21 protein-coding genes and 1 tRNA gene are annotated in these 23,338 nt (G+C 57.2%); 13 read left to right on the top strand and 9 right to left on the bottom strand.

Going from position 1 to position 23,338, the window contains the following annotated elements:
* Positions 1-89 precede the first annotated feature (89 nt).
* From zipA to BLV11_RS14395, 3 genes are all read left to right on the top strand, one after another.
* Positions 90-1,157: a cell division protein ZipA gene (gene zipA / locus BLV11_RS14405; RefSeq protein ID WP_091815967.1), complete on the top strand. Its 1,068-nt coding sequence runs from the start codon at positions 90-92 to the stop codon at positions 1,155-1,157.
* A 78-nt stretch (positions 1,158-1,235) separates the two neighbouring features.
* A complete protein-coding gene (ligA, locus tag BLV11_RS14400; protein WP_091815964.1) occupies positions 1,236-3,269 on the top strand; it encodes an NAD-dependent DNA ligase LigA in 2,034 nt (677 codons plus the stop codon).
* 141 nt (positions 3,270-3,410) lie between these two features.
* Positions 3,411-6,188, top strand: coding sequence for a hypothetical protein (locus tag BLV11_RS14395; RefSeq protein WP_091815960.1), 2,778 nt, complete (start codon positions 3,411-3,413; stop codon positions 6,186-6,188).
* Between the two features lie 7 nt (positions 6,189-6,195).
* Here the strand turns inward: BLV11_RS14395 and BLV11_RS14390 are convergent, their stop codons facing one another.
* The 3 genes from BLV11_RS14390 to BLV11_RS14380 form a co-directional block, all read right to left on the bottom strand.
* On the bottom strand, positions 6,196-6,834 hold the full coding sequence (locus BLV11_RS14390; protein ID WP_091815957.1) for a CBS domain-containing protein: 639 nt from the start codon (positions 6,832-6,834) through the stop codon (positions 6,196-6,198).
* Between the two features lie 111 nt (positions 6,835-6,945).
* A complete protein-coding gene (mnmC, locus tag BLV11_RS14385) occupies positions 6,946-8,862 on the bottom strand; it encodes a bifunctional tRNA (5-methylaminomethyl-2-thiouridine)(34)-methyltransferase MnmC2/FAD-dependent 5-carboxymethylaminomethyl-2-thiouridine(34) oxidoreductase MnmC1 (protein ID WP_091815953.1) in 1,917 nt (638 codons plus the stop codon).
* A complete protein-coding gene (locus BLV11_RS14380) occupies positions 8,862-9,443 on the bottom strand; it encodes a peptidylprolyl isomerase (RefSeq protein ID WP_091815950.1) in 582 nt (193 codons plus the stop codon). Before BLV11_RS14380 ends, mnmC begins: the two co-directional genes overlap by 1 nt.
* Positions 9,444-9,736: 293 nt before the next feature.
* On the opposite strand from BLV11_RS14380, the gene BLV11_RS14375 reads away from it, so the two are divergent.
* Positions 9,737-10,486, top strand: a complete 750-nt coding sequence (locus BLV11_RS14375; RefSeq protein ID WP_091815947.1) for a cyclic di-GMP-binding domain-containing protein, MshE-related — start codon at positions 9,737-9,739, stop codon at positions 10,484-10,486.
* Between the two features lie 76 nt (positions 10,487-10,562).
* Here the strand turns inward: BLV11_RS14375 and BLV11_RS14370 are convergent, their stop codons facing one another.
* From BLV11_RS14370 to flgA, 3 genes are all read right to left on the bottom strand, one after another.
* Positions 10,563-11,033: a flagella synthesis protein FlgN gene (locus tag BLV11_RS14370; RefSeq protein WP_091815944.1), complete on the bottom strand. Its 471-nt coding sequence runs from the start codon at positions 11,031-11,033 to the stop codon at positions 10,563-10,565.
* Between the two features lie 8 nt (positions 11,034-11,041).
* Positions 11,042-11,362 carry a flagellar biosynthesis anti-sigma factor FlgM gene (flgM, locus tag BLV11_RS14365; protein WP_091815941.1) on the bottom strand — a complete coding sequence of 107 codons (321 nt, stop codon included), beginning with the start codon at positions 11,360-11,362 and terminating at the stop codon, positions 11,042-11,044.
* Between the two features lie 189 nt (positions 11,363-11,551).
* On the bottom strand, positions 11,552-12,256 hold the full coding sequence (gene flgA, locus BLV11_RS14360; protein WP_091815939.1) for a flagellar basal body P-ring formation chaperone FlgA: 705 nt from the start codon (positions 12,254-12,256) through the stop codon (positions 11,552-11,554).
* 204 nt (positions 12,257-12,460) lie between these two features.
* Between flgA and BLV11_RS14355 the strand changes: the two genes are divergently transcribed.
* From BLV11_RS14355 to BLV11_RS14340, 4 genes are read left to right on the top strand one after another with little or no spacing between them, the layout of a single operon-like run.
* Complete coding sequence (locus tag BLV11_RS14355) at positions 12,461-13,390, top strand: chemotaxis protein CheV (RefSeq protein ID WP_091815934.1); 930 nt, start codon at positions 12,461-12,463, stop codon at positions 13,388-13,390.
* 30 nt (positions 13,391-13,420) lie between these two features.
* Positions 13,421-14,248 carry a CheR family methyltransferase gene (locus tag BLV11_RS14350; RefSeq protein WP_091815931.1) on the top strand — a complete coding sequence of 276 codons (828 nt, stop codon included), beginning with the start codon at positions 13,421-13,423 and terminating at the stop codon, positions 14,246-14,248.
* A gap of 8 nt (positions 14,249-14,256) precedes the next feature.
* Complete coding sequence (locus BLV11_RS14345; RefSeq protein WP_091815928.1) at positions 14,257-15,444, top strand: MFS transporter; 1,188 nt, start codon at positions 14,257-14,259, stop codon at positions 15,442-15,444.
* Between the two features lie 32 nt (positions 15,445-15,476).
* A complete protein-coding gene (locus tag BLV11_RS14340; RefSeq protein ID WP_175528362.1) occupies positions 15,477-16,052 on the top strand; it encodes a porin family protein in 576 nt (191 codons plus the stop codon).
* Between the two features lie 18 nt (positions 16,053-16,070).
* On the opposite strand, the gene BLV11_RS14335 is transcribed toward BLV11_RS14340, so the two are convergent.
* The gene (locus tag BLV11_RS14335; protein WP_091815922.1) at positions 16,071-17,018 is read right to left on the bottom strand and encodes an AEC family transporter; all 948 of its coding nucleotides are present in this window, start codon (positions 17,016-17,018) and stop codon (positions 16,071-16,073) included.
* Between the two features lie 106 nt (positions 17,019-17,124).
* Between BLV11_RS14335 and BLV11_RS14330 the strand changes: the two genes are divergently transcribed.
* Entirely contained in the window at positions 17,125-18,042 is a 918-nt protein-coding gene (locus BLV11_RS14330) for an ROK family protein (RefSeq protein WP_091815918.1), read from the top strand.
* An 88-nt stretch (positions 18,043-18,130) separates the two neighbouring features.
* Here the strand turns inward: BLV11_RS14330 and BLV11_RS14325 are convergent.
* Together BLV11_RS14325 and yccX are read right to left on the bottom strand one after the other, a co-directional pair.
* Positions 18,131-18,221 (bottom strand) — tRNA-Ser (locus BLV11_RS14325).
* A 153-nt stretch (positions 18,222-18,374) separates the two neighbouring features.
* Entirely contained in the window at positions 18,375-18,653 is a 279-nt protein-coding gene (gene yccX / locus BLV11_RS14320; RefSeq protein WP_091815914.1) for an acylphosphatase, read from the bottom strand.
* Between the two features lie 186 nt (positions 18,654-18,839).
* On the opposite strand from yccX, the gene BLV11_RS14315 reads away from it, so the two are divergent.
* The 4 genes from BLV11_RS14315 (at position 18,840) to uvrC (ending at position 23,337) form a co-directional block, all read left to right on the top strand.
* Positions 18,840-20,450, top strand: coding sequence for a methyl-accepting chemotaxis protein (locus BLV11_RS14315; RefSeq protein ID WP_091815911.1), 1,611 nt, complete (start codon positions 18,840-18,842; stop codon positions 20,448-20,450).
* 43 nt (positions 20,451-20,493) lie between these two features.
* Positions 20,494-20,754 (top strand): YheU family protein, encoded by a 261-nt coding sequence (locus tag BLV11_RS14310; RefSeq protein ID WP_091815908.1) that lies wholly within the window; start codon positions 20,494-20,496, stop codon positions 20,752-20,754.
* An 86-nt stretch (positions 20,755-20,840) separates the two neighbouring features.
* A complete protein-coding gene (uvrY, locus tag BLV11_RS14305) occupies positions 20,841-21,500 on the top strand; it encodes a UvrY/SirA/GacA family response regulator transcription factor (protein ID WP_091815904.1) in 660 nt (219 codons plus the stop codon).
* Positions 21,484-23,337 (top strand): excinuclease ABC subunit UvrC, encoded by a 1,854-nt coding sequence (uvrC, locus tag BLV11_RS14300; RefSeq protein WP_091815897.1) that lies wholly within the window; start codon positions 21,484-21,486, stop codon positions 23,335-23,337. The genes uvrY and uvrC overlap by 17 nt, the downstream gene beginning before the upstream one ends.
* The last annotated feature ends 1 nt before the right edge of the window (position 23,338 follow it).

Below are 23,338 nucleotides of genomic sequence, written 5' to 3'. Positions count from 1 at the left end.
CGCCATCTGGCCTGCACACGCGTTGTATTCACAGCAGGCTTTTCATAGAGTAACGACGTTAAGCGGATTGCATACAGGACAGCAACATTATGTCTCTTAGGGAATGGTTAATTGCCATAGGTACCCTGGTTATTCTTGGTATTGTTATAGATGGGGTCCGCCGCATGCGCCGGGCCCGCAAGGAATCCATGGCGATATCGTCAGGCATGGGAGCGAACGACCTCCAGGAGTCGCCTCTGGACGAGGAGTTTAATCCCGAGCTGCCCAATGGCGGTGCTCGCACGATATCCCGAGAAACCCTGGAAGAGCGTGGGTATGTGACGAAGGCGCCGAAAAGCCGCTTCGCCAACCCCGAACCAAAGCCAACGCGGCCGGTGGTTTCCTCCCGTGACGTTGAGCCAACTGAGGCATTTTCCGTAGACGAGTCGGCGTCAGCGTCTGACGCCCCTGATCGAATTGAACCCTCATTCAGCGAGGAGAACACCGGCTGGAGTGCCCTGGACAATGAGCCCGAGGTTACCGAGGGCGCTGATGAGATCATCAGTGAGGCGCGTGTTATCAAGCCGGAGGAGGCGAGAGCGCCTCGTTATCAAACTGATGACGAAGAGCCGGCGATCGAAGCTCTGGCGCCCGATCAGACCACCGATGTTGAGCACGACACCGCTGCACGAACCCAGGCTTCTGTCACTAATGACCAGCCACTGGCCGGTGCCAACCGCCCGGACGCCCAGGAGGTTATTGTGATCAATGTTCTGGCCAGGCAGGGCAACGACTTCCAGGGCAGCGCGCTTAAACAGCTGTTCGAGGCCTGTGGGTTGCTGCATGGTGATATGGACATCTATCACCGCCACGAGGAAACGGACACCAGCAGCCCCGTCCAGTTCAGTGTCGCCAACGCCGTTGAGCCAGGTACGTTCAGGCCCGAAGACATGCAAACCCTTTCGACCCCCGGTATCAGTTTCTTCATGAGCATGCCGGGCCCATCCAATTGCATGCAGGCTTTTGAATTCATGCTGGAAACTGCCCAGTGTGTCGTCCGCAACATGGGTGGAGAGATGAAGGATGAACGCCGCAGCGTGATGACGGGTCAGACCATCGAGCATTGTCGTCAACGCATCCGCGAATACGAACGCAAGCGCCGGTCCCAGCGTCACTGAACGATCGGCGGTATTGAGACTGTGGAGAGAGCGCCCGGACTTCCGGGCGTTTTTGGTAAAGCTTCAGGATTCCAGGCCATGTCAACAGGTTCGCCTTCCGTCAACGAGCAGATTGATGATCTGCGTCGTCAGATTAACGACCACAACTACCGTTACTACGTACTGGATGACCCCGGTATTCCGGATGTTGAATACGATCACCTGTTCCGCAGACTGAAAGAGCTTGAAGCGGAAAACCCGGACCTGGTGACGCCTGATTCGCCTACACAGCGGGTTGGCGCCCTGGGCGATACCACCTTTGATGCGATTACCCATCGCCTGCCCATGCTGTCCCTGGATAACGCCTTTGACGAGGCGGAGTTGAGAGATTTCGAGCGCAGGATTCACGACCGCCTGGCTTCTGATGAAGCTGTAGAATTTGTGTGTGAGCCGAAACTGGATGGTCTTGCCGTCAGTCTGCACTATGAGAACGGTCTGCTGGTCAGGGCCGCGACCCGGGGCGATGGTTATATCGGTGAAGATATCACCGGCAACATTCGCACGATCCCTTCGGTCCCTCTGCGCTTGCGTGGCAAGTCTTTCCCGAAGGAAGTGGAAGTCCGGGGTGAGGTTTACATGCCCAAGGCGGGTTTCGAAGCGCTTAACGATGCGCTCAGGAAACAGGGTGAGAAGACCTTTGTTAACCCAAGGAATGCTGCTGCCGGTAGCCTGAGGCAGAAAAACCCGGCAATCACTGCCCGGCGTCCGTTGGAACTGTGTGCCTACAGCGTTGCACTGCCGGATGAGGGTGAGCTGCCATCCACCCATTGGGACTGCCTGCAAGAGGTTCAGGGTTGGGGGTTCCGCATTAACCCTGAAATGTCGAAGGTGGTTGGGGCCAATGGCTGCCTGGAGGCCTATGAGGCACTGCTGGCAAAACGCGCTGATCTGCCTTATGAAATTGATGGCATCGTTTTCAAGGTTAACCGACTGGACCTCCAGGTTCGACTGGGCTTCGTTTCCAGGGCCCCACGCTGGGCCATCGCCCACAAGTTTCCTGCTGAGGAAGCACTGACCATCCTGGAGGATGTTGAATTTCAGGTCGGCCGAACGGGCGCGGTCACCCCTGTTGCCAGACTGAAACCGGTGTTTGTCGGGGGTGTAACGGTCAGCAATGCAACACTGCATAACATGGACGAAATTGAGCGTCTGGATGTTCGCATTGGTGATACGGTTTTTGTCCGGCGGGCAGGGGACGTGATTCCCCAGGTTGTGAAGGTGGTCGCCGACAAGCGGCCAGCGGGCGCCCGTGAGATCCACCTCCCGAGTCAGTGCCCTGTCTGTGATTCTGATGTGATTCAGGTGGAAGGCGAGGCCGTGGCGCGCTGTTCTGGCGGGCTGTTCTGTCCGGCTCAGCGTAAGGAAGCGATTCGCCATTACGCTTCCCGTAAAGCGATGGATATTGAAGGGTTGGGCGACAAGCTCATTGATACCCTGGTTGAGCGGGAGCTGGTTACGACCGTTGCGGATATCTACCGGTTGCGCAAGGCCGACCTGGTCGGTCTGGAGCGAATGGGGGACAAATCCGCAGCCAATCTGATCAAGGCGATCGAAGGGGCCAAGGCGCCAGAACTGTGGCGCTTTATCTACGCTCTGGGAATCCGGGAGGTTGGGGAGGCGACGGCCAAGGGGCTGGCTCGTCACTTCGGGACCCTGGAGTCACTGGCTGCGGCTGACGAAGACGCGTTGCAGGACGTGCCGGATGTCGGGCCGATTGTTGCCGGTCATGTGCATGGCTTCTTTACTCAACCCCATAACCAGGAAACCATCCAGTCATTGCAGGCTAATGGCGTAAGCTGGCAACAGGAACTTGTCAGTGAAGATGAGCAGCCGCTGGCGGGCGAAACCTGGGTGCTGACGGGCACGCTGTCAAAAATGAGTCGTGCGGAAGCAAAAGATATTCTGGAGCGCCTGGGAGCCAAGGTGGCCGGCAGCGTGTCTGCAAAGACCAGTTGTGTTGTGGCGGGTGAAGCGGCTGGCTCCAAACTGACCAAGGCGCAAAACCTGGGCGTCAAGGTGCTTGATGAAGACGAGTTCCAAGCATTCCTGGCCGCCCGGCCAACGGGCGGCTGATGGGGACAGAGCGGCCTCGCTAATACGATTCTGAGAACTCGCGCAGATCGGCGCCAGCGCAATTTGAGTACCATGGGATTGTTCTGTAACGGTGTGTAAATCGCCGGCCCATAACAATAATCCTACTAAATGGACTTTTGCATGCGCGTCAAATCATTTCCTGGTGCCAGGTTCTGTGTTGTTACCCTGATTTTCCTGGCCTTTGGCGCCACGACAGGGTGCAAAACCAAGAAACCAGCGGATGATCCCTCCATCATTGGCATTCCCCCGGCCACTGCGTACCTTGGTGTTGAGTACTACTACAATTTCGGCGCCGACGGCGGCGAGGGCATCCTCAATTACTCCCTGAGCAATGCGCCTTCCTGGCTTGCCCTCGAAGACACCCAGAACAAGGCCCGGCAGGGCATTATCATGAGAGGTGTTCCCGGGATCACCGGCGGTCGGCGAGGCGGGGCTGATCTTGGTGAAACCAAGGACATTACCCTGTTGACCACCGACGGCAGTCGCGTTGGGGTTCAACCGTTCAATATCACCGTTGAAACCAATGATCTTGCACTCACCGGCGCCGATATAGTTGAGGGGACGGCGGACACGGACAGCTACAAGAGCGCTGACGATTCCAGCTGTGCTCTGCCCGTTATGACGGGGCCCGGGGAGCACACGTACACCGTCAACGAATACGATGAAAACGGCGATTTTGTCGCTACCGCGGAACGAACTTCACCGACCGAACCGGTGATTATCCGCATCTCCCTGGATCAGCCCTCAGTTACTCCGGCACAAGTGGCCTTCGAGCTGCGAAGCGAATTCGACCCGAATGTCTGCGAAGAGGGAAGCGTGGTTACGCCGCCACACCAGAAGTGTGAATACGGGCCCCAGAACCAGACCCGGGCCATTCTTGGCCAGGATATTGTCGGTTGGGGCAACGGTAGCGCCGGTGACTTGCCGGTACCGGATTACCTCGTTTACCAGCTGGACGACGCTGGGGAGTTTTACACCAGCGGTGTCATCACCCTCGAGCCCGGCATCACCGAATGCTATATCCGTCTGGAGGTGATTGATGACGGCATCGCCGAAGATCCGGAAGTGTTCACCCTGGCCCTGACTGACGTCCGGGAAGGCATGGTCAGCTTTGGCAATGGTGAAGACGAACTGGTTTTCGGCTCCGAGATCAGGGACGACGAGCCGTCAGCGTCTCTCGAAACTGAGCTTGGTCTGACCCGCGATGTGGTCAATATTGCGCCAGTCCTTCCGGCCAGCCCGGCTGACAGTCCGCAGTACGTGGTTCGGCTGGACGGTGAACGCGACGGTACCTTCAGGGTGCGACTGGGATCAACAGCCACCAGCAGCGCTATTGTTGGCCTGGACTATGAGATCCAGGTGCCGGGAGACGGCGACACCTGGGAAGCTGGTAACGAACTGAGTTTTCCAGAAGGAATTGACGAAGCCTATTTCAGGGTCGTGGCGCTCGGTTCGTTCACCAATGCCCTGAACAATGACAAGTTTGCCGATATCGTGATTGATGAGTCCTACCAGGCGGGCAGGGAGGGCTACGCCGGCAGTGCGGGCACGGTCCTTCACGTGGGCATTAATGAATTGACGTCTGGTCTGATCGTGGGTAGCGAACCCGACTTTGTGCCCACCGACATGGCGGTTGGCCACGACGGACATATCTTCGTTGCCGGGTATGTGCCTGCAACCCGACAGGCAGAGGTTCGCGTTTGGGATCGCGTGGGCAACCCCGCATTCGGTCCGGTTGTGTTGCCCTCCGTAACGGTTGCCGAGGGTAATGAGCCGGTGCTCGCGTACGCGGAAAAGTTCGAGGGTGCGGACGAGTGGTCACGTCGGCTAGCCATCTCATGGGGTACCGACGGTGCGTTGACAGGCGCGAGCAATTCCGGTGGCAGCGACCTGGTGACGGTGTTGTTGAAGTTCGATAGCGCGGCAGTTCCTGAGGCTTATGTGCCGGTGTGGGAGATTCAGAGCGGCACTTCTGGCGACGATTCACCGGTCTGGGTCGGTCTGGACAGCAAGTACACGGTCTTCGTCAGTGGAGAGACTTCCGGGATCTGGTCTGGCCAGACAGGCGCGGGCGGAGTGGATAGCTTCGTCCAGCGGATCGATGATCAGGAAGAGGGTGGCGGGCTGGTGCCATCCGTGGCCTGGACCCGACAGGCCGGGTCCGGTCTGGATGATGCAGTCGTCGGCGGGGGCCTCGCCAGTGAAGGTGCGTTGGCGGCTGGCAATACCTCAGGTGGAGTGAATGGTGAAACGCAGTTCGGCCTGAAAGATTTCTTCTTCTATACCGCTTCTGCCAGAGACGGCAATCTCAACATAAACCAGCGTGGAACTGAGGCTGATGATCCCCTGGCCGCCTCTGTGGTTGGTGACAACCTGATCTGGCTTCTGGGTAATAGCCAGGGGCGTTACTTCGCTCAACCGGTTGTGAATGCAGATGGAGAGGAAACCGCGGCCAAGGAACTCGGGCGGGAAACGACGGCCAGTCAGGCGGGGTACCTGTTGCGCTATAGCCTCGGTGGGGTATTTACCGGGGCGGAATCCCTGAACGACGTTGACGATGTGTCGACAGAAACGTTCACCGAGATTGAACGTTTTGATCAGGCCATCGTTGTTGGGGGATTCACCGACGGCGACTTTATTGCCGGCGGAGGGAATCCTGGGGCGGAACGCCAGCCGGTACTGGTGGGTATCAAAGAAACGCTGGCTACGACGGGGGGCGAATCAGCCGAGTTATGGCGCGTGCAACCTGTTCAACCCAATAGCCGCATTGTCGGGCTGGCCAATTACCGCAACGATGAAATCACTGCTCTGTTTGAGCAGGGCAGCGTTGGCAGTCGGGAGTGGGGTGTGGTGCTGTTCAGCGGCGACGGGCGCCAGCTCAACAGTTTTACCCCCTGAGCCCGGGTCACACGCTGCTTTCCTGCCGCCTGGACTCGGCGTAGAGGCGAAGAAAGTCAGCGCTGGTTACGATGCCCGAGGCGGTTCCCTGGGGCGTGATCAGCAGTGCAGCATCCAACTGGTGGGCCAGCATTAATCGTGCGAGCAAATGGCCATCGGTTTCCGGCGTTGCGGTCAGAAACGACGGCAGCTCAATTTGGCTGAATGTGTAGTTCGTCGCTTCCGCGCGGTTGTTCTGTAGCCACGTCAGTATCCACAGCCGGTCTACCAGTCCCGCAATGGTTGTGTCTGACTGAATGATCAGGTGATGGATGCTGTGGCGTGACATTTCGGCGAGGCCATCAGCCAGGGTTGCCGAAGCGTCAATCGTGAACAGGCTGTGGCTGGTCAGCGCCTTTGCCGGAAGGTAAGGGCGCTCGGGTTCCGGCTCACTCTCCCCGCTTTGCTGATACTGAGCAGCTGCGTGTTCGGGGGAGTTGGAATGCCATTGTGCGTTTAGCACTTCAGGATCAATGGCATCGCCTCGGTTGGGGTTGATACGATGCCCTTCCACCAGTTCGGTGACCGAGCCAACTGGCCGATCCCGAAACACTTCAGGTAGCCGGGTGCCGGTTGGTCGCCCAGGTTCGCTGACATGTATAGCCATAGCCGTTTCGCCTCGCCGTTTCCGCGACTCCTCTGAAAAACGGAGAGCCACGTTATTTATCGCTGATGTTAATAGGTATCGGCGTTGAGGGCTAATACTTGAGTTGGCTGCTCAGGATTGGTTCCGACATCGTTCGGCGCGCAGGCGCTGGCTCATCGATATTGGCAGGGCTCGGGGCTGACCGGAAATAACGTCCGCCAGATATTCCGCGAGTAGCGGCCCGTAAGTGAGGCCTTTGCTGCCAAATCCGGTAAGCAGGTAGGCCTTAGTAGCCTCGTTGGTATCCTCGGCGTCTTCGATATCCAGAGGGCCAACAACCGGCTGGTAGTCATGGGTGGTACAGCGAAAGCCTACTCGTCCGCCCAGCGACTCTGTCGCAACGCCCGTCTTGGTAAAGATGCCAGGAAGCATTCGGGCCAGCTCCTCCAGGTTTTCCTGGTGGCTGGCAGTCGTCAGTTCCGGATTGCTATCTCTCAGGTCGAAGCTCGCGCCCGTCAGGCAGAGGTCATTGTCAGCCGGGTTAAGGTAACGGTTTCCGCAGATTACGCAGGCGGGTGGCTGTATTGCTGTCTGGTCCAGTAAGGTGACCTGCCCCCTGATCGGCTTGAAGCGATACTGCCCCTCGGGCAACAGTTCAGTCACTCTGTGACCGGCACATAGCACCAGCGTGTCCGCATCGACCGTTTCGCCCTGGCGGCTGGTGATTCGCCAACGGCCGTTCATATGGAACTTATCGGCTACGTCAAAACCGAACCGGGTTGTGATTCCCGGATGCTCAAGCATCTGGTTACACAAGACTGGCGGTTTCAACCAGCCGCTCTGAGCGAACCACAGACCAGACTGCTTGATCGGGATGCCAGCGAGATCTGAGGCTTCGTTCGGGGTAACCGGGCAAACGATCGAGGGCGGGTAGTTGTTGCTGGCGAGAAATTTACTCTGGCGCCGCTGCTCGGCGTCGCTGTAGGCAATCTGCAACACGCCGGTCGGAAACCAGGCGCTGCCTTCACGACTGGGATAGAAACGCTGGGCATAGAGCAGGGCCGACAGCGCAAGTTGGGTCTGCGGGCTGTAATCCACCCCAAGTTTTACATACAGCGCGCCCTGCTGGTTGCCGGAGGCGCCATGACCGGGAGCGGTGCCAGAGTCAACGACGGTAACCCTCAAGCCCCGTTCCGCCAGATTGCGGGCCAGCAGGGAGCCCGCCATGCCGGCGCCGACAATAACGGCCGAACGCGATGGCTGGATTCCCGCGGGTCCGGTATCGGTCAAGTCCTTGTCTGGCCGATGGGGCTCCCGGGGCTCGTACGTGCCGGTCAGCATTTCCCGCTTTCTGCCATAGCCGGGGACCTTGGCCATCTCAAATCCCGAAGCGATCAACGCACGTCGGATCCGGCCAACAGCCGTGAAGGTCGCGATGGTGGTTCCCGGACGGCTGTGTTGGCTGACCGCATCGACGACGTCATCAACCCAGAGTTCGGGGTTGAGGGACGGCGCGAAGCCATCAAGGAACCAGGCGTCTGCTGTGAATTCGAGATCTTTCCAGCCATCGAGCGCATCGCCGAAAAACAGGGTCAGCCGCACCCGCCCGCCGTCAAGGACGATCCTGTGAACGCCTGCGGTGAGCTCTGGGTAGGCAGCCTGCAGTTGTCCCGCCAGTTCTGCCAGTTCAGGCCAGAGCTGGTGGGCGCGATGCAGGTCTTCCGGGGTTAGGGGGAATTTCTCAACGCTGACGAAGTGAAGTACCGCGCCGGTGGGGGGGGCTGCGTTTCGCCAGCATTGCCAGGTGGCAAGGAAATTCAACCCGGTCCCGAACCCGGACTCCGCAATGACAAAATGGCCGCCTTGTTCAATCGCCCGGAATCGCTCGTCCAGGTGATTGTGGCCGAGAAACACGTAACGGGTTTCTTCGAGTCCGTTGTCACGGCTGAAATAGACATCTCCGAAATCGCGGGATTCGGGTACGCCATCCACCCAGTTGAGTCTGGCGGGCGAGATGGCGACCTGAGTGGTGGTGTCAACGGAATTCATTACTCAGCCGGGGTTAGACGCTCAATACGCTCAATAATGATCGGTTCCATCGGCACATCTGCCATTCCACCGACGCGACCGGTGGGTTTGCTGGCAATGGCGTCGGCAACCCCCAGTCCTTCCGTTACCCGGCCAAAGACGGCATAGCCCGGTCCCTGCACGCCAGCGTTCAGAAAGGCGTTGTCAGCAACGTTGATGAAGAACTGGGAGGTGGCAGAGTGGGGATCATTGGTACGCGCCATGGCAATGGTGCCACGCAGGTTGCGCAGGGTCTGCGAGGCCTCGTTACGAATCGGGTCTTGGGCCTGCTTGCGGGAGAGGCTTTGATCAAAACCGCCGCCCTGAATCATGAAGCCGGGAATCACTCGGTGAAACACCATGCCATCATAGAAGCCACTATCCACATAGGATAGAAAGTTGCTGACGGTCTCTGGCGCGACATCAGGGCGTAGCGTCAGGACCATGTTGCCTTCGGAGGTCTGGATGGCTACCTGAGGCAGCGGCTCGCTGCTGTCCTGTGCCCAGCTCAGGCTGGCACCGGAAAACAGCATAACAGCGAGTAAAAAGAGTGGATGGATCATGTTTTGGAGCAGTTTTACCGGATTTTTCTTTTTGGGTGTCGTCACGGTAGGGGGCCTCATGTTTAATCGGTCAGGAACAAGCGTCGCTGAGTCTACCAGAATTGTCTGCATTTACAGTAAGCGGCGCCCCGAAATGAACGGTTACAGAGAGCATGGCGGGATGGAGTCTGCCGATACCTGCGGTAACTCAATCATGCCAACCGTTTCTGTACTCAAGCGACATATCGCAAGATCATTGCGTTGATAGCCGGGCCGGGTTGTACGGTGTTTCCAACTATTCAATGGAGGGTGCTGTGGATATCCGTCACGGTCATAAGGAAAAGTCCAGGCTCGGTCGGCTGCTGGTCAATCGCGGCTATCTGAGTGAGATCCAGCTTGAACAGGGGCTGCGCCTGCAGCGTGAATCCGGTGAACGACTCGGCGAGGTGTTCGTTGGGCTCGGCTGGATCTCCGATAAAGAGCTCAATCGCGTGCTGCGCCATCAGGCCCGGTACCGCAATGCAGCTGCGTTTGTAACCATGGTCACCATGCCGTTTCAGCCTCTGGTTTCGCTGGCGGCGACCAACTCCGTCGTCACTCCGGCGGACCAGACCTCCGGAGCGTTGCACCGGGTGACCGGAATGTCACCGCTAGACGACGATGAACTGGCGTCCTTCGCAGGGCGCTCCACCGAGGATTTCCTGGCTCAGCTTGCTACCGTCCGCGGAATGGCAGAAGCGGCGGAGCAGAGCGACGGCGGGCCTGTTGATGAGGCCTATACGGATGCGGTTGAGGGATTGAAACTGGTGGCCCGTTCTTTTGTGCCGGTACTTAATTTTCTCCATTCCGATCTGTCCATTGTCGGAGTTCACTACCGGGAAGGAGAGCCTCGTTACCGCATCTCCGGAGAGGGAGCGCTGGAACTCGCCTTGCCGGAACGTATTGAACGTATCGGGATGAACAACATCCGTGTCAGCGAGAGCGCGTCGGCAACACTTGGAAACGTCACCTTGTCTGATATCCGGTTCCAGGCGGGATCCCACCTGCGGATCTATACCCACTGAACAATCAACGGAAAAAGCCGACGCAGTTCGTTGCTGGCGTCGGCCTTCTGTTTGTCTGATGGGATCTCAGATGCCGTCAGGCACTGGCCAAAACGGTACTCTGATTGACCGAGGTCTGCTGGCCGGTGGCCCCGTAAAGCTTCTGGTTACCGGTGGTTCCACGGAAAATGTCACTCAGCCGGGCCAGGCGTTTCTGCAGGTTGCCTACGACCCTCCCGTTTATCCGGTTGAGCTTGTGGCATTCCTGAAGGCGTTGTTCTGCAGACTTCCAGAGCTCGACCAGGTCGGTCATTCCGCCTGCGGTGATGAACTGGGAGGGGTGCCCGCTGTCAGGGCGGAAGCCCATCTGTACCAGCAGGTGAATCTTCTGTTTGGCGCGTTCGCGCACTGACTGGAGCAGGGCATTCTTGTCTCTGGTCAGTGCTTCCAGGGACTGGACGTCGGATTCGGACAGTGACTTCCGTTCCGTCTTCAGTAGGGCCGCCAGTGCGTCAAGCTGGCGGATATCTTCGTGCAGCAGGTCTTTTAACGTATCTATAGCAGCCATTGTTCAACTCACCCAAAAATGCTTTCATCCATCTCAAGCATTTTCTGGGCCAGTTTCTCAGCATCTACCTTGTAGGAGCCGTCGGCGAGGGCCGCCTTGATCTGCTCAATACGATCATCGTCGGTTTCCGGGTAGCTGTTAAGCCGCTGTTCAAGCTGTTTGAGGTCCTTTGCCTGGGAGCTGAGCTTAACGCTTTCGCCACGTGCTGCCTGGGCCTGGGCCTGCTCAACGGGTGACTGAGGCGCCTTTGCAGTGGCATCGGACTTGGTGGCCGTATTTTTCTGGTGGTTGACCTGGCCTGGGCCAATTCCATTGAAGTCAACTGACATGACGATATTCCTGCTTGCCTGAATGTTTGAGCTGCAACTGGCATAACTGCCTGGTTGGAAGCATTTACCTGATTAACGGCCGAGTGTTTACATTCTTTAGCATTTTTCTCAGGTACTATTAAGAAAAACCGGTTTTACTGGCCATTGCTTGCCATGCGCCCGGGCTGCAGCGGCAATTTGTTGCCGCTTTCACATGGGGATTTCAACCATCCCTGGGGCAATAACCCGGGCCCTGATGCGTCGCTGTGATGACAGATTCTCTACCAGAATCTGCTCACCGTGCTGGCCATTGGCCAGCGCCTGCCCGCGGGTACGAACGGTATAATTGCCGGAGCGCGCGACGATAATAACATGATCACCGCGCTGCACGGTGTCTGGCTCAACGATCAGGTCTGAGGTAAGAACCGTGCCGCGGTTAATGGAGCGGGTCATTTCCTTGCCAAGGAGATCCTCAATCCGAGTGATCGGAGGTCGGCGGCTGTTATTCAGTTCGCCGGGCTGGGGGGTCAGCATGGCGGCCGTGATTCGTTCCCCACGCCCTATGGGCTGAGCAGCGCTGAACACGTCTCCTGTGATGGTCAACGAGACGGGTAAATACATTCGCCATGGCCGGTTACCGTCGCAGCTAATCAGCAGCGTGGGCTGACTCGTGGTCCAGGGATCACCGTTGAAGTCCGCGCTCACGGCATTCGGGCAGGGCGCCAGGTTCAGCCGCGGGTCGAGGTGGCCAATCTGATAGTCCACGGATTGGCCCTCATCGCTCCTGGCCTCGGCAAACTGGTCCAGAAACCGGGTTGCCGCCGAGCGGATTTCGTCGGCGGTGCTGGTCGTGCCAGTGGCGTTCGCTGATGTGGCTATGGCCAGTACTGAGAGCAGAAAAATGATGCTGCGCATATGGCTCACTTTGTCCTATGCTTTGGTTATCAGTGGCCTGGCTACCCGGTTCGGTAGTTGTGCTGATAGCGCCGAGCCGGATTTTCCTCAACATTTCCGGAGCTTGGCCGATAAACAGGTCACAGGCCAAAAAAATGGCATTTGGCACTTAAAAAGCAATAAGCATGCCGGAATATTGGTGTCAGTAGGCAGGAGAAGGTTCGAATGGCAGGTGTATTGGATAGCGTCAACCAAAGAACCCAGCTTGTGGGGCAGAACCGGCTGGAGTTGCTGCTGTTTCGTCTCAGGGGGCGTCAGGTCTACGGCATTAATGTCTTCAAGGTTAAGGAGGTGCTGCAATGTCCCAAGCTCTCCTCCATTCCCAACAGTCAGCGGGTGGTGCGCGGCGTTGCTCATATCCGAGGTGAAACCATCTCGATTATCGATCTGGCGATGTCGATCGGGTTACCAGGTGTTCCCGCGGAAGACCTGCCGAACAGCTTTGTGATCATTACCGAGTACAACCGCAAGACGCAGGGGTTCCTGGTCGGCGGAGTGGACCGGATCGTCAACATGAACTGGGAAGATATTCTGCCTCCGCCGAAGGGAGCGGGACGTGACGTCTATCTCACGGCGGTTACAAAGCTTGACGATAAGCTCATTGAAATCATAGATGTAGAGAAGATACTTGCAGAGTTTTCTCCGCTCAGGGAAGATGTTAATGAGGAGATTCTCAGCAAAAATACCAAAGACCGTGGCGGTCTGTTGCCGGTGTTGGTGGTGGACGATTCCTCGGTGGCGCGACGCCAGATCGAGCGCTGTGTTTCTGCCATTGGTCTTGACGTGATCACAAGGAATGATGGCAAGCAGGCGCTCGAATTCCTCAAGGAGATCACTGCCGATGGCTCCAGGGCATCGGATCATCTGTCGCTGGTCATCTCCGACGTAGAAATGCCTGAAATGGACGGGTATACCCTGGTTACCCGGTGCAAGGGTGATCCGGCGCTTGCCGATCTGTACATCATGCTGCACACCTCGCTCAGTGGCGTCTTTAATCGTGCCATGGTCGAGAAGGTGGGGGCGGACGATTTCATGGCCAAGTTCAGCCCGGACGAGCTCGCTGAGCGGGTGATGGAAATCATTGATCGCCAATGACGGCGGTACAGGCTTAAGTATAGAGACCTAATGAAAGCAGATATTACGCAACAGGAATACGAGGCGTTCAAGACATTCCTGCAGGATGCGTGCGGCATCCTTTTGGGCGACAACAAACAGTATCTGGTTAAAAGCCGACTGCGCCGAATTCTCGAAGAGCATAAAATGACCAGCATCAGCGACCTGCTGGGCAGCATCCAGAGGCCGGGACGCAGCAACCTGCGCGAGGTTGTCATTGACGCCATGACAACCAATGAAACGCTTTGGTTCAGGGATAATCATCCTTTCCGTATTCTGAATGAAAAACTGCTGCCCGAATATGCGGAGTCCAAGGTGCCGGGTTCCCTCAGGATCTGGTCGTCAGCCTGTTCAACCGGGCAGGAGCCATACTCCATTGCGATGATCATCGAGGAGTTCCGGCGTACCCGGCCGGGTCGTATCCGTGATGTTCGGATCACCGCAACAGACATTTCCAAAAGCGTGCTGGAAGTTGCCCGGCGTGGCGAGTATGAAATGATCGCGATTGGTCGCGGCCTGTCTCCTGAGCGACAGAAAGCGTTCTTCACACCTTCAGCCAATGGTGGGTGGCAGATCCGTCCGCAGATAAAGAGCATGGTTGATTTTCGTGAGCTCAATCTCCTGGATCGCTATATGTTTGGCAAGTTCGATATTGTCTTCTGCCGCAATGTACTGATCTATTTCTCTGCCGAACTCAAGAAAGATATCCTCACTCGTATCCATGCAACGCTTAACCCTGGCGGTTATCTGATCCTGGGATCCTCCGAGTCACTGAACGGGCTTTCTGACCTGTACGAAATGGTGCAGTGCCACCCCGGAATTATCTACCGCAAAAAATAGGCCCGATTATGCCCTTCACCGTATGGACGCTGGTGATTGCCCAGTCTTTGGCCATGTGTACGGCCCCCTTTATCGTATTCATTGGCAGCTTACAGGGACGAGCGTTGGCGCCTTCACCCGGTCTCGCCACTCTGCCGGTGGCGCTGGTTGTTATTGGCACCGTGCTGGCGGTCAAACCGGTAACGGTTCTGATGTCCCGTTGGGGGCGTAAGCCGGTGATGCTGCTTGGAGCCGGTGTTGGTGCCATGGCGGCTGGACTGGGGGCGCTGGCGACCGTTCAGGAAAGTTTCGCACTCATCTGTGCCTCCTCGACCATCGGTGGAATGGCGCTTGCGGTGGTTCATCAGTACCGCTTTGCCGCCATGGAGGTCGTTCCTGAGGGATTGGCCGGTACCGCGGCCGCACGGGTACTGCTGGGTGGAATGGCGGCAGCCTGGCTGGGGCCTGAGTTGGCAATGCTCGGGTTTGGCGGTGGTGCCGAATCAGGTTTTGTCACCGGCTGGTTGGCACTTGCGGTCGTCCAGTTGCTGGCGGGCATGGTGGTATTTGTCGGCTATCATGATGGGGGGGCGGTCGCGAACCATCACGGCGGCCATGGTGGACGATCGCTCATCCTGATTTTTCGGCAGCCGGTGATATGGGCTGCGATCAGTTCTGCTGCGATTGGCTATGGCCTCATGAGCTTCATCATGACGGCAACGCCCCTGAGCATGACGGAGATGGCCGGTCACCCGATGGAAGATGCCAAGCTGGTCATCCAGCTTCATATCCTGGCCATGTACCTGCCATCGCTGGTGAGCGGATGGCTCACCCGTCGCATTGGTCTGGCCTGGATGATGATTTGGGGGCTGGTTAGCTATCTGGCCTGTGTGCTGGTGGCGAGTAGTGGCACAGGGTTCAGTCATTTTTTTGTGGCTCTGGTGCTGCTGGGTGTCGGCTGGAATCTTTTGTTCGTCGCTGGCACAACCCTGTTGCCGCAGGGCTATCGTTCTGAAGAGCGGTTCCGGGTACAGGGTATGAATGACATGCTGATCTTTGGTGTGCAGGCCGCTGCGGCCTTGTCTGCCGGTGCGGTGCTGAACGGTCTTGGCTGGCAGGGAGTGCTTTACCTGGCGATTCCGTTCCTGGTTGTTCATGGTGTGGTGATGATCCTTTGGCGAAGGCCCGGGCAGAATGCCGCGTGCGAAGCGCCATAGGGCAAATGTTGGCTAACAGGGAAAATTCTTCGATGGGAATGATAATTAACCGGGTTTCAATGGGGGTTATTGTTGCGCTGGGCTGCACTGGCGCTATGGCAGTGAACGCTGCGCCGTTTGAGTCCAGGGCCTATATTGGTGCGTCAGCGTCGTTGCTGGAGTATTCGCTGGACGGTTCTCCAACGTTCGACTCCACGGCTGTCTCCGGTAAGTTTGGCTATCGCTTTACCCCGGCCATTGCGTTTGAAGGGCGTCTGGGTGGTGGCGTCAAGGACGATGAGTTGGATGCCGGCTTTGTTGACGTCGAAACCCGCCTTCGTAACTACATTGGGGGTTACCTGGTGCTGGGGTATGACAGCCCGAACCCGGTATATCCGTATCTGATGGCAGGGGTGACTCATGCCGAGGCGGAATTCAAGTTCTACGATACGGTCACCGGAAATCGCTTGCTGAATGAAAATGAAGCCGAAACGGCCTTCAGTTATGGCGTAGGTGCGAATTTTGTTGTCACTCGCAATACGGCTGTGACCCTGGACTATTCCTGGTACCTGAGTAAGGACAGGTTTGATCTTGAAGGTGCGTCCCTCGGCCTCGTATTCCAGTACTGAGTCTGCTGGGGGGGGGGGTTATCCGCCGGAGCTAACCCTCAGTATGAAAATGCCGACAGTAATGGTGACGCTGGCCAGTAGCGTGGTGAAGGCTACGATGTTTGCTGCCAGCCGTTCGTTACCGCCAAAGGCTTTTACCATGACGAAGCTGGCGGCAGCGGTAGGGCTGGCAAAGAACAGCATCATCAACCCCAGTTCTTCGTCGCGGAAACCCACAAGCCACGCACCGAACGTGCACAGAGCGGGCAATACTATCATTTTCATCAGGCTGGCGCTGGTTGCCGTTTTGCTGTCGCCGCGAATGGCGCTCAGAGAGAGTGTGCCGCCTATACACAGCAGTGCCAGTGGCAGGGTCAGCGATGCAAAGTAGCTGCCACTGGTCATTATCCAACTGGGCAGGGCGATACCGCTCAGTGCGACTGGAATGGCGGCGATGACGGCCAGAATCAGCGGGTTGCGGAGAATATCCCGGGTGATGCTCCGCCACTGGGGCTGACGTCCGGGTTGATACGCTGCCAGCACGATCACTGATAACGTATTGTAGGAGACGATGACCAGGCCCAGCAGTATCCCTCCCGCGGACAGTCCATAGTCGCCATAAACGCTCGCCGCCAGGGCCAGACCGACAATCCCGCAGTTGCCACGGAATGCGCCTTGCACATAGACGCCACGATCCCGGTAAGGAACTCTCCAGGCCGCCCATAACCAACTGAGCGTAAACCCGGTGATCGTCGCTGCCAGGTAGTAGCCGAGCAGCCTCGGGTTCAGGGCGCTGGTCAGATCGGCGCTTATAATGCTCAGAAACACCAGCGTGGGCAGGGTGGCTTTGAATACCAGCGAAGACGCGGTATTGATAAACGGCATGTCGATCCACCCGATCCGACGCAGGCCAAGTCCGATAAACACCATGGCAAAAACGGGCAGGGTGGTTTCAAGTGTATGGACAAAAATCTGGGTCAGAGTCATGGCCGTCGCCGAAAAAAGTTGGTAAATCGGGAAGTTTGCCTGATTCTGGGGAGGCGGGGGAATAGGGGATATCCTCTCCTCAACGTGTGAATGGTAAGGAGGAAGTATGGGGCGTTCCTGGATGATTGGCGTCGATCTGGGTGGCACAAAAACCGAAGTCATTTTGATGGATCGGCAGAGCCGGGAGCATTTTCGGGCGCGAAAGGACACGCCGGTTGGTGATTACGCAGGAACTCTGGATACGATCTGCCAGCTGGTCGCGGCCGCCGAAGCTCATGCAGGAGCGCAGGCATTGTCCGTGGGTGTGGGGATTCCTGGGTCGGTCTCCCGGGTGACCGGACGGGTAAAAAATGGCAACTCGACCTGGCTGAACGGTCACCGAATGGCTGAGGACCTTGGCGCGCTGCTCGGGCGCAGGGTGACTCTTTCTAACGATGCCAACTGTCTGGCTCTGTCTGAAGCGGCCGACGGGGCCGGGCAAGGTTACCGGGTTGTGTTGGCGGTGATTCTTGGGACTGGCTGCGGATCAGGCATCAGTGTCAATGGTCACCTGCTGGCCGGTCCTAACGGGGTTGCCGGGGAGTGGGGGCACAATCCTTTGCCCTGGACTGCCGGGAATGAGCTTCATAAGCGGCCCTGTTTTTGCGGGCAGTCCGGATGTGTGGAAACCTTTGTTTCCGGCCCGGGGTTCGCCTTAAGTCATCGACTGCTTGGCGGGGACCTGCTGTCACCCAGGGACATCGTTGAGGCGGCCAGAGGGGGGGATGCCAGAAGTACCGCGACCCTGAACAACTACATCGACCAGTTGGCAAGGGGACTTGCGGGAGTGATAAACGTACTGGATCCCGATGTCATCGTACTGGGGGGCGGTATGTCAAACATTGATGAGATCTATGCGCGTTTGCCACAGCGTCTGCCAGCCTGGGTGTTTGGCGGAGAGTGCGACACCCCGGTGCTCAAGGCGGTTCACGGCGATTCCAGCGGTGTTCGTGGGGCTGCCTGGCTGGGTGCGCAAGAGGGGTAGCGAAGGGCGCGGTCAAGCCCACAAGGTTTATCGCCTGGCCTTATTGTGGCCAATAAAAAAGCCCGGCATTTCTGCCGGGCTTTACTATTGGCGGAGAGGGAGGGATTCGAACCCTCGATACGCTATTAACGTATACACACTTTCCAGGCGTGCTCCTTCAGCCACTCGGACACCTCTCCAATAACCTGTGTCGATGCACGGACAGGGCGGGTAAAGGCCCGATAATCTGTGCAAAATCAGCGTGCTGATTCGAGGGCGCAAACTTTAATAGTTTTGCCTGGCTTTGGCAACTCCGTTTCTGGAATTTTTTCTAAAAAAGTCAGATGGGATCCCTAACGGCGGATCGAGAAGTCGCTGAACTCTCCGGTCGCCTGGGATTCGGTAACCACGATCCGGTCAACACGGGCGGCAGGCGGGCCTTTTTTGCACCAGTCGTGTAACGCTTGCAGATTCTTCCGGTCACCTTCGGCTACGACCTCAACGCCACCGTCTGGCAGATTGAGCGCGTACCCTGTGAGGCCCAGGTCTGCCCCAGCCTTTTGGGTATTCGCCCGATAATATACTCCCTGAACACGGCCGGTAACCTGCATTGTCCAACGCGTGGCAGTCATCGGAAGGCCTCTTTTACTATGGGGGATAACGCTAAGTTACCCCTTGCAGGCGTGGGATGGGAAGCAGAAATCCGTTGTAACGAGATGTTAATTCTTGTTGGTATTCAGGAAACCTGTCCTGCGATGAAACAAAACTGTCATGGTTTCTTTCTACCCTTCGGCTGATTCCCGTGTCAGGTCAGAATCATGCTCCGAACAGTCCGCAGTCGTATCTTTTTCTTTTCCACCCTATCCGTGTCTGCACTGGCGGTGCTGGCGTTTATTTCGTGGGCGATCATGAGTCGGGCAGAGCGGGCGACCCATCACCTGCTTTCCGATAATCTCGGTGAATCCTGGGTGCTGAATGATCTTGAATCCGATCATCGGCGGTTGCAGGACCTGGCGTTCAAGATCAAGGCGCAGCTAATGCTGTGGGATGAAATCCACGCCGAATTCGGTGAGGTTGCGCAAAACCTGGAGCTGCACTGGAAGGTCGCCAATGAATCGGCACCTTTAACCGCTTGGGTTCGTGAGCACGAGTTGACGTTTGCGCTGATTCAGGAGTTGGTTGCCTCCATGGGCGAAGGCATCGAGCAGGAAAGTTATTACCGGGTTGGGCAGGTGGTGGATTTCAGGCTCTTTCCCGCGGTTGATCCCATGCTCGACGCCATCAGTCGGCGCAAGGCCGCGAGTCGGGAGCAACTGGAAGTGGAATCTACACGCTTACTGGTGTTCCTCGAGCGTCAGAAATTTAATCTTCTGCTAGCGTCTGCGGCGTTCCTGGTCGCAATTGTGGTGATTACTGCCTGGCTCCGCAGGACTGTGATTGTGCGACTTCAGAAGATAGAAAGGGATCTGCGTGCGATGGATTCCACGTCGGACCTGACCCGGCTGCCGAGGGTCAGTGGGACCGATGAGGTGGCAGGCCTGGGAGCGGCGTTAACCGGGCTAGTGGATCGTTTTGAGCATTTTATCGTCGATATTCGGGGGGCGGCGGCCAGCCTGGTCTTGCGATCAGAGGTGCTTGAGGCTCAGGCGCATGATGTGCAGGCAAGCTCGACCCTTACACGTCAGCAGATCATTGATGTAAACCAGTCTGCCACGGTGATTGCTGATCAGGCGTCAGCCATTGAGCAGGCAACGACTGCGTCTGATCTGACGGTGAACGCTGCAGTGAGGCGAAACCTTGAGGTTCAGCAGGGGCTTCGGAACAGCGAGCAGGCGGCCGAGCATGCGGTAACGGTGATTGACCGGGTGAGTGATTCAATTCAAGTTTTGAACGAGTCATCGTCGAAAATCGAACAGGTGATCGGCGTTATCGCTGATATTGCCGAACAGACCAATCTGCTGGCGCTGAATGCTGCAATTGAGGCAGCGCGAGCTGGTGATCAGGGGCGGGGATTTGCCGTTGTTGCTGAGGAAGTGCGCAACCTGTCCCGCCGGACCTCGGAGTCCACCGGGGAAATTCGTCAATGGGTTCACGACCTGTTGGACGGCGTGGGCGATGTTGGGGGCTTATTGTCTGAAATGCGGGAGGCTGGCGGGCAAAACCGGTCTTATCTGGATGCCTTGAAGCGGCATTTGGAGGGGATGAAGTCGCAGTTCGAAGACCTCGAAGCACACAGTCTGGAAATCAGTCGGGCAGTGCTTCTGCAGCGTGACGAAATCGGACGGGTGGGCCGTCGGGCTCAGGCACTCGATGCAAGTGCTGAAACCCTGAGCTGCAATGTGGAGCAAACCCTTGACGTCAGTGAGGCGCTGCGTGACGAATCGCGGATCATGACAGAGCTGGCGTCACGTTTTACGACATCCGGGTGACAGGGTAGGATAGGCTGCTAATCCAAACACGTGCAGGAGCGGTATGTCCACATCTGAGAATGAGGTTCAGGGTGATCCTCGTGAGGAAAGGTTCGTGGTTGATGCCGAACTTATTCCGGAAGATCAGCTCATGGGGCTCGTGGAAGAGTACTGTACCCGCTACCATGGGCTGAATGACACGGAATCACCCATGGCCGAGCGTGACCGGGTTCGGGCGGCGGTCAGGCAGGGTGAGCTGGTGGTGTGGTTTGACCCTGTGGAGAATACCGCAGGACTGGGCCCCAGTGCTGGCACAAGATCCTAATACTTTGACGCGTTACTACCCCTGATTTACGGTAGACGTTACAATCCCTGTGTTTTCCGGTTAGTCGAACTCGCGAGAGGTGCGCGTTGATTAGGGTATTGGTTGTAGATGACCACGAACTGGTGCGCTCCGGGATAACCCGGATGCTGGCAGACGACCCCGATATCGAGGTGGTCGGCCAGGCGTCTTCCGGTGAGGATGCCATTGATACGGTTCGGCAGCTGAGCCCCGACATTGTATTGATGGATATTCGCATGCCCGGCATTGGTGGCCTGGAAGCTACCCGGCGAATCCTTCGTATTGATGATGGCATACGCGTGATTGTGGTGACGGCTTGTGCTGACGATCCTTATCCGACAAGGGTTATGCAGGCGGGCGCTACGGCCTATATCACCAAGGGTGCTGACATTCGTGAAATGGTGCGTGCGATTCGCATGGCCCATGCCGGTCAGCGATACATCAGCCCCGAGATTGCCCAGAAAATGGCCCTCAAGAACCTCGGCGGTGATGCAGGCGGCGATGCCGGTGATTCTGCATTTGATCGCCTGTCTGAGCGCGAGCTCCAGATTGCCCTGATGGTGGTTGATTGCCAGAAAGTGCAGGACATTTCCGACAAGCTGTGCCTCAGCCCGAAAACCGTCAATAGTTACCGCTATCGTATTTTCGAGAAGCTGGGCATTTCCAGTGACGTGGAACTGGCCTTGATGGCGGTCCGGCTCGGATTGCTCGATGCCGACAAGGTCTGACGATCAGAGCTGGGGCTTTGATACCTCTCGATTTCTCAAGCAGCTGACAGAGCGTCCCGGTGTCTACCGAATGTATGGGGTAGACGGGGCTATCCTGTATGTCGGCAAGGCCCGCAATCTTCGCAAGCGTGTCAGCAGCTACTTCCGCAAAACCGGCCTGGCACCAAAAACTGAGGCGCTGGTCGCTCGCATCCACGATATTGAGATCACCATAACGGGCAGCGAAACCGAGGCGTTACTGCTCGAGCAGAACCTGATCAAGTCGCTGCGCCCCCCCTATAACATCCTGATGCGGGACGATAAATCCTATCCCTATATCTATTTGTCATCCCATCAGGACTATCCCTCGCTGACCTTCCGGCGGGGACGTACCAAAAAAGGCGGAGGCACCTGGTTCGGGCCTTATCCCAGCTCCGGGGCGGTCAAGGAAAGTCTTAATATTCTTCAAAAGATATTTAAGATAAGATCCTGTAATGAAAGCTATTTTAGAAACAGGTCCCGCCCCTGTCTGCAATATCAGATCAATCGCTGTACCGCGCCCTGTGTCGAATTCATAACCCCTGAGGCCTACCAGCAGGACGTCCGCCACGCCACCATGTTCCTGGAAGGCAAGAATCCGGCCATCATCAATGACCTGATGGAGGCGATGGAGCTCGCCGCGAAGACGCTTGAATTTGAAAAAGCAGCAGCCTACCGCGACCAGATCAATCACCTGCGCCACGTACAGGAGCAGCAATCCGTCGACAGTGAAGGCGGCGACGCTGATGTGATTGCCCTTTCTCAGGATGCAGGCATTGTCTGTGTGGTTGTGATTATTGTCCGCGGTGGGCGGGTGCTGGGAACCAAGGACTACTTCCCGCGATACTCCATTGAGCAGTCTGAAGCCGAGCTGATCGGTGCTTTTCTGGGGCAGTTTTACTTTGGCGGTGACGTGAAGCGAGACTTCCCGCGGGATGTGCTTGTGGCAGCCGAGGTGGAGGGGCGCGAGCTCCTTGAGCAGGCGCTATCGGAAGGTGCGGGGCGAGAGGTCCGGATTCGTGGCAACGTCCGTGGTGAGCGCCGGAAATGGCTGGAACTGGCAGAAACCAATGCCCGCCAGACCCTCCTGACACACCTCGCGAGCAAGGAAACCGTTTATCGCCGGTTGCTCGCGCTCAGGGAGTTGCTTGAGCTCACCGAGACGCCTTCGCGGATGGAGTGCTTTGATATCAGCCACAGCCACGGGGAAAATACGGTCGCATCCTGCGTGGTTTTCGATGAGAATGGGCCATTGAAATCTGATTACCGGCTCTACAACATTGAAGGGATTACCGGCGGGGACGATTATGCGGCTATGCGCCAGGTGTTGACCCGGCGCTACCAAAAGCTGGTGAGCGGTGATGGCAAGCGTCCCGATCTGGTGTTTATTGACGGTGGTAAAGGACAGTTGAATATAGCCCGGGAGGTGTTTGAATCTTTGAACATCTCTGACATACCGCTGATTGGTGTCGCCAAGGGCGTTACCCGTCGGGCAGGCATGGAGCAGCTCATCGACGCGCTCACCGGCGACGTGTTCCGGGTGCCGGCAGATTCGCCCGCATTGCACCTGATACAGCATATCCGGGATGAGTCTCATCGATTTGCCATCACCGGCCATCGTGCCCGTCGTGATAAAAAGCGCCGCCAGTCGACACTGGAGGGCATTGAAGGGGTAGGGCCCAAACGCCGCCGTGACCTGATACGGTATTTTGGTGGCATTCAGGAAATACGCAAAGCAAGCATTGATGAAATCGCCAAGGTTAGGGGAATCAGTAAAACCCTGGCGGACACCATCTATGCAGCTTTGCACAATGAGTAAA

The organism is Marinobacter mobilis, assembly GCF_900106945.1.
Lineage (GTDB): Bacteria > Pseudomonadota > Gammaproteobacteria > Pseudomonadales > Oleiphilaceae > Marinobacter > Marinobacter mobilis.
Note: the sequence above shows the minus strand (reverse complement) of the source record. Positions and strands in the feature narration are given on the sequence as shown.

What these genes read in the sequence shown, in the direction of transcription:
- zipA (WP_091815967.1), top strand. Translation starts at nt 90, where the DNA reads ATGTCTCTTAGGGAATGGTTAATTGCCATAGGTACCCTGGTTATTCTT.
- ligA (WP_091815964.1), top strand. Translation starts at nt 1,236, where the DNA reads ATGTCAACAGGTTCGCCTTCCGTCAACGAGCAGATTGATGATCTGCGT.
- BLV11_RS14395 (WP_091815960.1), top strand. Translation starts at nt 3,411, where the DNA reads ATGCGCGTCAAATCATTTCCTGGTGCCAGGTTCTGTGTTGTTACCCTG.
- BLV11_RS14390 (WP_091815957.1), bottom strand. Translation starts at nt 6,834, where the DNA reads ATGGCTATACATGTCAGCGAACCTGGGCGACCAACCGGCACCCGGCTA.
- mnmC (WP_091815953.1), bottom strand. Translation starts at nt 8,862, where the DNA reads ATGAATTCCGTTGACACCACCACTCAGGTCGCCATCTCGCCCGCCAGA.
- BLV11_RS14380 (WP_091815950.1), bottom strand. Translation starts at nt 9,443, where the DNA reads ATGATCCATCCACTCTTTTTACTCGCTGTTATGCTGTTTTCCGGTGCC.
- BLV11_RS14370 (WP_091815944.1), bottom strand. Translation starts at nt 11,033, where the DNA reads ATGGCTGCTATAGATACGTTAAAAGACCTGCTGCACGAAGATATCCGC.
- flgM (WP_091815941.1), bottom strand. Translation starts at nt 11,362, where the DNA reads ATGTCAGTTGACTTCAATGGAATTGGCCCAGGCCAGGTCAACCACCAG.
- flgA (WP_091815939.1), bottom strand. Translation starts at nt 12,256, where the DNA reads ATGCGCAGCATCATTTTTCTGCTCTCAGTACTGGCCATAGCCACATCA.
- BLV11_RS14355 (WP_091815934.1), top strand. Translation starts at nt 12,461, where the DNA reads ATGGCAGGTGTATTGGATAGCGTCAACCAAAGAACCCAGCTTGTGGGG.
- BLV11_RS14350 (WP_091815931.1), top strand. Translation starts at nt 13,421, where the DNA reads ATGAAAGCAGATATTACGCAACAGGAATACGAGGCGTTCAAGACATTC.
- BLV11_RS14345 (WP_091815928.1), top strand. Translation starts at nt 14,257, where the DNA reads ATGCCCTTCACCGTATGGACGCTGGTGATTGCCCAGTCTTTGGCCATG.
- BLV11_RS14340 (WP_175528362.1), top strand. Translation starts at nt 15,477, where the DNA reads ATGGGAATGATAATTAACCGGGTTTCAATGGGGGTTATTGTTGCGCTG.
- BLV11_RS14335 (WP_091815922.1), bottom strand. Translation starts at nt 17,018, where the DNA reads ATGACTCTGACCCAGATTTTTGTCCATACACTTGAAACCACCCTGCCC.
- BLV11_RS14330 (WP_091815918.1), top strand. Translation starts at nt 17,125, where the DNA reads ATGGGGCGTTCCTGGATGATTGGCGTCGATCTGGGTGGCACAAAAACC.
- yccX (WP_091815914.1), bottom strand. Translation starts at nt 18,653, where the DNA reads ATGACTGCCACGCGTTGGACAATGCAGGTTACCGGCCGTGTTCAGGGA.
- BLV11_RS14315 (WP_091815911.1), top strand. Translation starts at nt 18,840, where the DNA reads ATGCTCCGAACAGTCCGCAGTCGTATCTTTTTCTTTTCCACCCTATCC.
- BLV11_RS14310 (WP_091815908.1), top strand. Translation starts at nt 20,494, where the DNA reads ATGTCCACATCTGAGAATGAGGTTCAGGGTGATCCTCGTGAGGAAAGG.
- uvrC (WP_091815897.1), top strand. Translation starts at nt 21,484, where the DNA reads ATGCCGACAAGGTCTGACGATCAGAGCTGGGGCTTTGATACCTCTCGA.